General features: G+C 26.9%; 11 protein-coding genes and 1 tRNA gene. 10 read left to right on the top strand and 2 right to left on the bottom strand.

Annotated elements, in window-relative coordinates:
* Positions 1 to 188 precede the first annotated feature (188 nt).
* The 8 genes from ACQRD5_RS15560 to ACQRD5_RS15525 all read left to right on the top strand — a co-directional run bounded on the left by ACQRD5_RS15560 (position 189) and on the right by ACQRD5_RS15525 (position 8,808).
* Positions 189 to 335 carry a hypothetical protein gene (locus ACQRD5_RS15560; protein ID WP_291630831.1) on the top strand — a complete coding sequence of 49 codons (147 nt, stop codon included), beginning with the start codon at positions 189 to 191 and terminating at the stop codon, positions 333 to 335.
* A gap of 150 nt (positions 336 to 485) precedes the next feature.
* On the top strand, positions 486 to 929 hold the full coding sequence (locus ACQRD5_RS15555) for a hypothetical protein (protein WP_291630829.1): 444 nt from the start codon (positions 486 to 488) through the stop codon (positions 927 to 929).
* A 27-nt stretch (positions 930 to 956) separates the two neighbouring features.
* On the top strand, positions 957 to 1,409 hold the full coding sequence (locus ACQRD5_RS15550) for a VanZ family protein (RefSeq protein WP_291630827.1): 453 nt from the start codon (positions 957 to 959) through the stop codon (positions 1,407 to 1,409).
* A gap of 361 nt (positions 1,410 to 1,770) precedes the next feature.
* A complete protein-coding gene (locus ACQRD5_RS15545; RefSeq protein ID WP_291630825.1) occupies positions 1,771 to 3,309 on the top strand; it encodes an AbgT family transporter in 1,539 nt (512 codons plus the stop codon).
* 552 nt (positions 3,310 to 3,861) lie between these two features.
* Positions 3,862 to 5,937, top strand: a complete 2,076-nt coding sequence (gene fusA / locus ACQRD5_RS15540) for an elongation factor G (protein ID WP_427747019.1) — start codon at positions 3,862 to 3,864, stop codon at positions 5,935 to 5,937.
* Between the two features lie 89 nt (positions 5,938 to 6,026).
* Positions 6,027 to 6,263, top strand: coding sequence for a hypothetical protein (locus tag ACQRD5_RS15535; protein WP_291630822.1), 237 nt, complete (start codon positions 6,027 to 6,029; stop codon positions 6,261 to 6,263).
* Positions 6,264 to 6,396: 133 nt separating this feature from the next.
* Positions 6,397 to 7,635: a competence/damage-inducible protein A gene (locus tag ACQRD5_RS15530; RefSeq protein ID WP_308780602.1), complete on the top strand. Its 1,239-nt coding sequence runs from the start codon at positions 6,397 to 6,399 to the stop codon at positions 7,633 to 7,635.
* 228 nt (positions 7,636 to 7,863) lie between these two features.
* Positions 7,864 to 8,808 carry a CPBP family intramembrane glutamic endopeptidase gene (locus ACQRD5_RS15525; RefSeq protein WP_291630818.1) on the top strand — a complete coding sequence of 315 codons (945 nt, stop codon included), beginning with the start codon at positions 7,864 to 7,866 and terminating at the stop codon, positions 8,806 to 8,808.
* A gap of 15 nt (positions 8,809 to 8,823) precedes the next feature.
* Here the strand turns inward: ACQRD5_RS15525 and ACQRD5_RS15520 are convergent, their stop codons facing one another.
* Positions 8,824 to 9,258, bottom strand: a complete 435-nt coding sequence (locus tag ACQRD5_RS15520) for a hypothetical protein (RefSeq protein ID WP_291630816.1) — start codon at positions 9,256 to 9,258, stop codon at positions 8,824 to 8,826.
* A gap of 126 nt (positions 9,259 to 9,384) precedes the next feature.
* On the opposite strand from ACQRD5_RS15520, the gene ACQRD5_RS15515 reads away from it, so the two are divergent.
* A tRNA-Phe gene (locus ACQRD5_RS15515) sits at positions 9,385 to 9,460 on the top strand.
* A gap of 407 nt (positions 9,461 to 9,867) precedes the next feature.
* Positions 9,868 to 10,083: a hypothetical protein gene (locus tag ACQRD5_RS15510; protein ID WP_291630814.1), complete on the top strand. Its 216-nt coding sequence runs from the start codon at positions 9,868 to 9,870 to the stop codon at positions 10,081 to 10,083.
* Positions 10,084 to 10,098: 15 nt separating this feature from the next.
* On the opposite strand, the gene ACQRD5_RS15505 is transcribed toward ACQRD5_RS15510, so the two are convergent.
* On the bottom strand, positions 10,099 to 10,776 hold the full coding sequence (locus tag ACQRD5_RS15505; RefSeq protein WP_291630812.1) for a uracil-DNA glycosylase: 678 nt from the start codon (positions 10,774 to 10,776) through the stop codon (positions 10,099 to 10,101).
* Positions 10,777 to 10,780: the final 4 nt, after the last annotated feature.

Below are 10,780 nucleotides of genomic sequence, written 5' to 3'. Positions count from 1 at the left end.
GAAGTTATGTTACTATAACTTCTTTTTTTTATATCAAAATGCAATTTTTGTTGAGAAACGTAGAAAAAATTAAAAAATTGCCTAAATTTTTAAATAGGAATAAGATGAAAAATAATATATAATTAATATATGAATAAATTAATTAATATAAAATGTTAAGGTTTTGTCCTTAGATGGGAAGTGTTGGTATGGGCAAAAAGGATGACTTAATGAAAAGATTGGTAGATTTAAAGTTAGAAAAAAGAAAATTAGTGTTGGCAGGAAAGAATACGAATACATTAGATGAATTAATAAAGGAAATAGAAGAGCAGTTAAAAGAAATAACTACCGAATAGGTAAATATTTAATAGATCTAAATAATAAGTTTAGGTCTATTTTACTTTCCACCTTATAAGTATTTAATATTTATGAATAAATTATAAAAATCAAGCATATTAAATTATAAAGAAATAAGCGTTCTATTTAATAATAAGGGGGAGTAAAAAGTGATAAGAACTTTTGTGTGTATGAAAGATGGTTGTAGTGGAAATAGATTTTACTTAGAATGTGAAGAAGATAATTTAAATTTAGTTTGCTCTCAATGCAGAGCGAGATATAATATAGATGTGAGCAAAAATGAATATATAATAATGCCTAATTGTTCTGATTGCAACAATGATACTTTTAAAGTTTATAGGGATATAGAAAAAAATAATATATATATAGAATGTACAAAATGTGGGAATTCACCTGAAAAAGTTTATATTGATTTAGATGGAGTACAGGTATCCTATGAGGCAAAGCTTTTAAATGACATAAAACAAATTATGAACCTAGTGGAGCAAAGAATATACAATTTAGAAGTAAATGTTAAAGATTTAGAAAGTAGTCAAAATATATTAGAACAATCACTTGCATATATAAATAGATATCTAGTTGAAAAAAATTAATTATAATACAAACATAAGGAGAGATTTATGGATAAACATAAAAAGAAGATAGCTTGGCTTTTACTAATCATATGGATGATAGTGATATTTTTAATGTCACATCAGCCAGGGGAGATTTCAAGTAGTCAAAGCGATTTAGTGTTAAAGTTTTTTAGATTTATTGGAATAGAGTTAAATGATTATTTTGGAGAACTTGCAACATTTATAGTTAGAAAAACAGCTCATTTTTCTGAATATATGATTTTATTTTTTCTAGCATATAATGTTTTGAAAAATTATATTAATACAAGAAAAGGAAGATTACTTTTAATTGTTTTTGTATTTTTATATGCATGTTCAGATGAATTTCATCAATATTTTATACCAGGAAGAAGTATGGCATTTAAGGATGTACTAATAGATACATCTGGAGGGCTTGGAGGATATATTATACTAACTGTAATTGAAAAAATTAAATTAAAAAAAGCGAGGGATAGTTAACGCTATTCCTCTTTTTTTATATTATTAAATCCTAGGAAGAGTATAAAATGAAAGATATAATAAGAGTATCCTTCATAAAAACTATAAGAATAAATAATCATGCTTTTAATTAATAAGAAAATAATAAGTTTAGTATTATATCTAACATTTTATAATTTAAAATGTATTCTTATAATAATGTAATATTAATAAAATAAAAGGATATTTATTATTAAATTACAAGAAAGAAGAGGATAAAACTTGAAAAAAAATTAATATGATTATATAATATGTTGTAATTGGATTAAAATTATATAAATTTTAATTAAAAAAATAATGAAATTTATACATAATTTAATCTGCAATTTAAGGGGGACAGAATATGAAAACAAAAGAAAAAAAAGCTAAAAGTAACGGTATTTTGGAAATGATTGAAAGATTGGGGAATAAACTACCACATCCAGGTACTATTTTTGTGATACTTTGTTCAATTATTATAGTTACATCAGCAATAATGGCTAAAATGGGTGTTTCTGTAACATATACTGGTTTAGATAGAAGTACAATGGAAGTAAAAGAGATGTCTGCCAATGTAATAAGCCTATTAACTCCTGAAGGCATTAGATATATGTTGACTTCAGCAGTTAAGAATTTTACTAGCTTTGCTCCATTAGGGACAGTTTTAGTAGCATTACTTGGAGTTGGCGTTGCTGAAGGTACAGGACTTATAGGAACTTTACTAACAAAATTAGTTACAAGTACTCCTAAAAGATTAATTACAGTTGTAGTAGTGTTTGCTGGTGTTATGTCAAGTATAGCATCAGATGCAGGATATGTTATATTAGTACCTCTTGGAGCCATAATCTTTTTAAGTTTTGGAAGACATCCAATGGCTGGATTGGCTGCTGCATTTGCTGGTGTATCTGGTGGATATAGTGCTAACTTATTAGCAGGACCTACAGATGCATTGCTTGCTGGAATTTCTACAGAAGGAGCTAAATTATTTTCTGCAGATGCTTTTGTAGGAACAGCAGATAACTGGTATTTCATTATTGTTTCTACTTTTGTAATAACTATAGTTGGAACAATAATAACTGAAAAAGTTGTAGAGCCTAAGCTTGGAAAATATACTGGAAATGAAAAAGCAAATTTAAGTGATATTACTTTAGAAGAAAAAAGAGGATTAAAATTTGCAGGAATATCAGCATTAATATTCCTAGTATTAATTATAATTTCTTTACTTCCAAATGGTATATTAAGAAATCCAGAAACTAATGAAATATTAAACTCTCCATTTATGGACTCTATAGTTATTATAATTTCTTTATTATTCTTTATTCCAGGAGTTGCATATGGGATTGGATGTAAAAAAGTGAAAAATGATAAAGACATAATTGCTTTAATGTCAAAAAGTATGGCAACAATGGGAGGATATATTGTATTAGTTTTCTTTGCAGCTCAATTTGTTCAATACTTCAACTATACAAACATTGGAATCGTAATAGCTGTTAATGGAGCTAATTTCTTAGAAGGAATAGGATTTACAGGAATTCCTCTAATAGTATCATTTATATTACTAACAGCTTTCATAAACTTGTTTATGGGATCTGCTTCAGCAAAATGGGCAATAATGGCTCCGATTTTTATACCTATGTTGATGAATTTAGGAACATCACCTGCATTGGTACAAATGGCTTATAGAATAGGAGATTCAACAACGAATATTATATCTCCACTTATGAGTTACTTCGCTTTAATTGTTGCTTTTGCAGAGAAATATGATAAGGAGTCAGGAGTAGGTACATTAATTACTACTATGGTACCTTATTCAATAGCCTTTTTAGTTTCTTGGACAATCTTGCTTATAATATGGTATATGTTTGGATTACAATTAGGTCCAGGTGTAGGAGTAACTATATAAATATAATGATTTTAATTAAGGATGTAATAAATATTAAATAAAAAATAAAAACTTAGTTATGAAGGTTTTTTAGAGCTGTTTTTACAGCTCTTTTTTTCATTGAAATTTTAACTTGAAATTATTTATATAATAATATTTTAAAATGAAAGATTATTTAGAGAAAATAAAGAATATTAATATATATAGTTACTTATAAAATTTTCAAATCAAAAAATAATAAAATGATTAATAACTATATAAGATGTTAAAAATTAAGATAGAAAAATATAAAGCTATTACTATATTTAATAAATTTAAATTAAAAATGTATATTGTATATTATACATGCACAAATAAACTGAATATTCTGGAAATTTTATTAAATTTATGTTATTCTATAATTATCATAATACTTAAGTTAAAAAATACTTAGGATACTTACTATAAGTACCAATGGTTTAAAATTTATGTACAGAAGAATAAATAGAATTAAAAACTGATTATTCAAAAACAATTAGATTTTAAATGAAAGGCAGGTGGAATCATAATATTTAATAAATATTATGATAGAGTATGAAAAGTTATACTATAGAAAACTTAAGGAATATTGGATTAATAGGACATGGAGGATCAGGAAAAACCTCATTAATAGAAGCATTATTATTTCATACAGGTAATACAGATAGGTTAGGAAAAGTAGAAGAGGGGACAACAGTTTCAGATTTTGATCCAGAAGAAAAAAAGAGAGGAATATCACTTTCTGCCTCTATAGCACCGATAGAATTTAATAATACTAAGATTAATTTAGTAGATATACCTGGGTACTTTGATTTTTCAGGAGAGCTTATTCAAGGAATGAGATCAGTAGATGTTGCAACAATAGTTGTTTCAGGAGTATCTGGAGTAAAGGTTGGGACAGAAAAAGCTTGGGACTATTGTAATAAAATAAAGTTGCCAAGAACATTTTTTATAAATAAATTAGATAGAGAAAATTCAAGTTATGATAGAACCTTAGCACAACTAAAGGATAAATTTGGAATAAGCGTTGTTCCAGTTCAATATCCTATTGGAATAGAAGATGAATTCAAGGGAGTTATTAATGTAATTTCTAAAAAGGCTAGAATTCATGATCCAAAAACAGGGGAAATAAAAGAAATAGATGTGCCAGCAGAATTATTAGAAAAGATAGATGATTGCAAGAGAATGATAATGGAAGCTGTTGCAGAAACTAATGAAGAACTATTAGATAAGTATTTTAATGAAGGCGAATTAAGTGATGAAGAAATATATCATGGATTAATTGAAGGATGTGCTACTGGTGATATAGCACCAGTAATGTGTGGTAGTGCATTAAAGGTAATAGGAATGAGGTGTTTCCTTGAAGATGTTGTTGAATGTTTTCCATCACCTAAATATTCAATTACACAAAAAGCATTAAATGTTAAAGATAATGAAGAGGTTTTCATAGGGCTTGATGAAAATAAACCATTTTCTGCTTTAGTATTTAAGACAATAGCTGATCCTTTTGTTGGAAAGATTTCTTTGTTTAGAGTAATTACAGGAAAACTAACTAATGAAATAACAGTAGTAAATAGTAATAAAGATAAGACTGAAAAGCTAGCAAATATATTCTTCATGAGAGGTAAAAATCAAATACCTACAAAAGAAGTAGTTGCAGGAGATATAGCTGCAGTAGCAAAATTACAATATACAGAGACAGGAGATACTTTATGTGATATTAATAATAAAATCATATATGATAAAATGAATTTCCCAAAACCAAATATTTCAATGGCTGTTCTTCCTAAATCAAAGGGAGATGAAGATAAAATATCAGCTTCACTTCAAAAATTATTAGAAGAGGATCCTACTTTTACTGTATCAAGAGATACTGAAAATGCAGAGACTATAATTTCTGGAGTTGGAGAAACTCATTTAGAAGTAATAGCTAGTAAATTAAAAAATAAATTTGGAGCAGAGGTTATTTTAAGAACACCAAAGGTTCCATATAGAGAGACAATAAAAGGTATAGCTGATGTTCAAGGTAAACATAAAAAACAATCAGGTGGTCATGGACAGTATGGAGATGTAAAAATTAAGTTTGAACCAAGAAAAGATGTAGAAATAGATTTAGAATTTGTTGATAATGTTGTTGGAGGTGTTGTTCCAAGAAACTTTATTCCTGCAGTTGAAAAGGGCTTAAGAGAGTGCATGGATAAGGGAGTTTTGGCTGGATATCCTGTAGTAGGTTTGAGGGCAACATTACATGATGGTTCATATCATCCTGTTGATTCCTCTGAAATGGCATTTAAAATGGCAACATCTATTGCATTTAAAAAAGGATTAGAACAAGCAAAACCTATATTATTAGAACCTATAATGAAAGTAGAAATTTGTGTGCCAGATGAATATATGGGAGATATTATAGGTGATATTAATAAAAGACGTGGCAGAGTATTAGGTATGGAGCAAGAAGGGAACCTTCAAAAAGTTAATGCAGAAGTTCCTTTAGCAGAGATGTTTAAATATACAACTGATTTAAGATCAATGACTCAAGCTAGAGGTAGCTTTACAAGTGAATTTGAAAGATACGAAGAAGTTCCAGAGTCAGAAGCAAAAAAAATAATAGAGGAAAATTCTAAAAATTAACTATTAAGAATATGTATAAATAGAATTATATGTGAAAAAATAATGTATATTAACATTCGATACAAATGAAGAAGCTTAGGAGGAATACTATGCCAGATTATAGAATGAATATAAATGGGCAATTGGGACTGAGTGAGTATAGTAATATATTTGATTATATGAGCCTTGTAGATACTAATGATAATTTTACTATAACCTTAGATAATGTAGAAAAAGATAATATAAATATTATTACTTCTATGCTAAAAGATAGTAAATTTTCTATAGTTGAAGAAGGTATTGATACTGATGGCAAATACCATATAAATGTAAATAAAATAGAGTGATAAAGGAACTAATTAAATTTAAAAATGGGACCATATATAATATTAATATTTATATAGGTCTCATTTTAGTTAATAAGGTACTTTTTCTCATTTTATGGTAAAATATTTAATGTAATATATTTAGGAGGTTGAAATGAAAGCAGAATTAATATCAATTGGAACAGAATTATTATTAGGAGATATAGTTAATACTAATGCACAATTTTTGGCTAAAGAACTAGCTTCTTTAGGAATAGATGTGTATCATCAGTGTGTAATAGGAGATAATGAAGAAAGAGTTTTAATGGCATTCGAAGAAGCTTTTAATAGGTGTGATATAATAATTACAACAGGAGGGTTAGGACCAACACAAGATGATTTAACTAAGGAGTTAGGGGCAAAATTTTTTAATAAAAAAATGGTATTTCATGAACCTTCATTAGATTGGATAAAAAAATATTTAGCTATAGATGATGAAGAAATATTAGAAGCAAATAAAAATCAAGCATATTTTCCAGAAGGTTCTATTATTTTGCCGAATGAACAAGGAACTGCACCTGGTGCAATAATCTCTGAAAATAACAAAACCTTAATAATATTACCTGGGCCACCAAAAGAAATGAAATTAATGTTTAAAAATCATGTAGTTAAATATCTTTCTAATTTGACAGGAGAAATTATAAAGTCAAAAACTTTGAGAATATTTGGTGTTGGTGAAAGCTTAATGGCAAAAAAGATTAATGATATAATACAAGGAAGTACTAATCCTACAGTTGCTCCATATGCTAAGGAATACGAAGTTACATTAAGAGTCACTGCTAAGGGAGAAAGCGAAGAAAAATGTGATTTATTAATTAATTCAAAGTGTGATGAAATAAAGTGTATACTTAAAGAATATATATATGGAGAAGGAGAAAAATCATTAGATACAGTTGTTGCAGAGCTTTTATGTGAAAAAAGCTTTAGTATAGCGACTGCAGAATCTTGCACAGGAGGAATGATTGCCGCTACTTTAATATCTTATCCAGGAATATCAAAGGTTTTTAAAGAAGGAGCAGTTACTTATTCTAACGAAGCTAAAATAAAGAGGCTAGGTGTTAGTGAAGAAACACTAAATAAATTTGGTGCAGTAAGTAAAGAAACTGCTAAGGAAATGGCTGAAGGGATGGCAAGAGTAGCTAATACAGATATTGCAATATCTACTACTGGTTTAGCAGGCCCTGATGGTGGAACTGATGAAAAACCTGTAGGATTAGTGTATATAGGAATATTTATTAAAGGAAAAATCATAGTAGAAAAATTTAACTTTACTGGAGATAGGGAAGCTGTAAGACGAAAAGCAACTATGAATGCATTAAATATATTAAGGAAAGAATTAATTAGAGAAAATTAAAATAAATAATCCCCATATGTCTCTAAAAACAATTAGGGGATTATTCCGTATATAAATAAAATGGGGGAGAGGCGATTAACTGTGGAAACTTTCTCGCTTCATTTATAATTATTTACAAAAAGTAAAAATATTATACATTAAATATAAAGGAATGATATATAATAAATTTTATTTAAATATTATATATTATTTACTAATAGATAATAAACGTGTATAAAAGGAGGAAATATGAAAAAAGTTTTAAAAGCAAATATTTATTTTTTAAGTATACTTATTATAGAAATATTGGGACCATATGCTTTAAGGCCAATTTATATTGCTTTAGGTGTAAGTGATATAAGATTAATTTTATTGTTTAATCACTTAATTTTATTTTTAATACCAGCAATAATATACTTATTAGTTAGTAAATCATCAATTAAAGAGACATTAAAGTTAAATAAGTTACATTGGCAAGATATATTATTAATAATTTTATTGGCATTTATGGTTCAACCTGTTATGACCTTTCTTTCATTAATATCTACATTTTTCTTCAACAATGAAGTAGGTTCATTCATCTATGAAATAATATCAACTCCTTACATATTGTTGTTAGGATTAGTAGCTTTATTACCATCTATAACAGAAGAAATAACAGTAAGAGGAATCGTTCTTTCGGGTTATGAAAATAAAAACAAGTATGTGGCAGCAGCAATTACAGGGTTATTTTTTGGAATATTTCACTTAGATGGCCAGCAATTCTTATATGCTACAGTTCTAGGATTTATATTTGCTTTAGTAGTTAGAATTACAAATAGCATTTATTCATCAATGATAATGCACTTCATAATTAACGGGACTTCTGTAACACTTGCTAAAATATCTAAAATAATTACAGAAAGCTTACCTATTTCAGTTGAAACTACTGAGTTTAGTCTTAATAACATAGGGTCAAAAGAAAAACTTTTACTTCTTATAACTTATGGAGTCATCGCTATTATTTTTTCCGTATTTGTATTTTTAATAATTTATGCATTAGAGAAGCTTAAAGCAAAAAGAAAAGTAATAGAAGGAAGTACAGTAATAACTGTAGAGGATAGTAAAGAAAATATCCTAAATATTCCATTTATATTAATTGTTATAATATATATAATTTTTATGACTCTTAATATATATGGGCTAGGAGTTTAGCTTTTTCCTAGCCCTTTATTTTGCTTTATATATAGAAGAGGAAGAACTAAAAAATATAGAAATATCATTGGAATTTACCCAGCCTCTACTATTTATATTATTTTTATTTGGTATACTTATATAAAACCACGTTTCATTATTAAGTTCTGCACAATCTAAAATTCCAACTTCAGTATCATTATCTAAGCGTAGTAATATGTTTGAAGATATGATTGGAGATAGATATAAAAATGAATTAGTTTTCAATGTACCACCTTTATATTTAGGGATGGAGAATTGAATAGATAAATTTTCAGCATATTTTTTATGATCAACATATTTGTTTCTTACTATAGAATATTGATTTCTAGTAAGGAACAATTGTTTCTTCATTAATTCTAACTTTTTATTATAATAAAAGTAAATAAAGATTATAATTAAAGTTAGTAAAATAAATATTATATATTTCATAATACACTCCAAATAATATTATAGTTTAGTATATTTTATATGCGTAATAAAAATAACTAAATTTTCATAAATATAGAATAAAATGTTGACATATAATTAAAAATTTAATAAAATAAATATCGTTAAGGCTCGATAGCTCAGTCGGTAGAGCAGAGGACTGAAAATCCTCGTGTCCCTGGTTCGATTCCTGGTCGAGCCACCAGTTAAAGCTAACTATTAATTTAGTTAGCTTTTTTATTTTTTATGAATTTATAAAAATATTATCATGTAAATAATTTTTAATAAATTCCTTTCCTTAAGTGCATGAGTATATAGATATTATATTTTGGGGACTTGGAACCTGTGAGGTTTTAAAGAATATAGGATCTATATACTTTTTTATTTAATTAAATTTTATTCAATATGAAATTAATTTATATAATAATTGTTATAAGGTAATTTTAGATATTTAAAATTATACTCAAAAAGATTAAATAGTATACAAAAACTCTTTACAAGTTAAAAATAATCATTTATAATGGTGTTATAATTAATTATATTTTAATCATTATTTAAGAATTACTTAAGAAGTATGAATTATAATAGAATTATATTTTATTAATAAGAGGGGTGTTATTGTTGGAAAAATTATTTTTATCAGAAGAAGATTATGATCATTTAGCAAAGAGTATAATTTTGGGAACTGGAATAGGAATATTAATAGGAATATTTATTGATAATATAATACTATCATTTTCTGCATGCACCGCTATTGCAATAAGTTTTTCACTTTTACGTTTATTATATAAAAAATTAAACATTTATAAAAAAGGTACTCAAAAGTGAGTGCCTTTTTATAGATTAAATATTTTCTATTTGCCAATTTATTGGAGACTTATTAACTGATTTTAGAAAATCGTTTGTTTTAGAAAAAGGATGACTACCAAAAAAACCTCTAAAAGCAGATAGTGGACTTGGATGAGCTGATGTTAGTATAAGATGCTTTTTATTTGTTATAAGTTTTCCTTTTGATATAGAAGGGTTTCCCCATAAGATAAACACAACAGGATCTTCTTTATCATTAAGTAGAGATATTATTTTGTCAGTAAACTGTTCCCATCCCATATTTCTATGAGAATTTGCTTCATGTGCTCTAACTGTTAGCACTGTATTAAGAAGCAATACACCTTGCCTTGCCCAATTTTCTAAATAACCATTGTTTGGTATGTAACAACCTAAATCATTATTAAGTTCTTTATAAATATTAATTAGCGAAGGTGGAACCTTAACACCTTTATTTACAGAAAAAGCTAAACCGTGAGCTTGATTAGGTCCATGATATGGATCTTGCCCAAGAATAACAACTTTAACATCTTTATAAGGTGTAAGTTTAAGTGCGTTAAAAATATTATTCATATTAGGATAAACAGTTCTATTTCTATATTCAGATATTAAAAATTTTCTAAGGTTTTGATAGTACTCCTTTTGAAACTCTCCTTCCAACAAAGCTTGCCAGTCATTATCTAGTATTTTTTTCAAAAAA

It is taken from the genome of Clostridium sp. SGI.024, assembly GCF_050315195.1.
Lineage (GTDB): Bacteria > Bacillota > Clostridia > Clostridiales > Clostridiaceae > Clostridium.
The sequence above is the reverse complement of the archived record's forward strand: the minus strand, read 5'-3'. Positions and strand labels throughout refer to the sequence as shown.

What these genes read in the sequence shown, in the direction of transcription:
- ACQRD5_RS15545 (WP_291630825.1), top strand. Translation starts at nt 1,771, where the DNA reads ATGAAAACAAAAGAAAAAAAAGCTAAAAGTAACGGTATTTTGGAAATG.
- ACQRD5_RS15520 (WP_291630816.1), bottom strand. Translation starts at nt 9,258, where the DNA reads ATGAAATATATAATATTTATTTTACTAACTTTAATTATAATCTTTATT.
- ACQRD5_RS15550 (WP_291630827.1), top strand. Translation starts at nt 957, where the DNA reads ATGGATAAACATAAAAAGAAGATAGCTTGGCTTTTACTAATCATATGG.
- ACQRD5_RS15535 (WP_291630822.1), top strand. Translation starts at nt 6,027, where the DNA reads ATGCCAGATTATAGAATGAATATAAATGGGCAATTGGGACTGAGTGAG.
- ACQRD5_RS15560 (WP_291630831.1), top strand. Translation starts at nt 189, where the DNA reads ATGGGCAAAAAGGATGACTTAATGAAAAGATTGGTAGATTTAAAGTTA.
- ACQRD5_RS15525 (WP_291630818.1), top strand. Translation starts at nt 7,864, where the DNA reads ATGAAAAAAGTTTTAAAAGCAAATATTTATTTTTTAAGTATACTTATT.
- fusA (WP_427747019.1), top strand. Translation starts at nt 3,862, where the DNA reads ATGAAAAGTTATACTATAGAAAACTTAAGGAATATTGGATTAATAGGA.
- ACQRD5_RS15530 (WP_308780602.1), top strand. Translation starts at nt 6,397, where the DNA reads ATGAAAGCAGAATTAATATCAATTGGAACAGAATTATTATTAGGAGAT.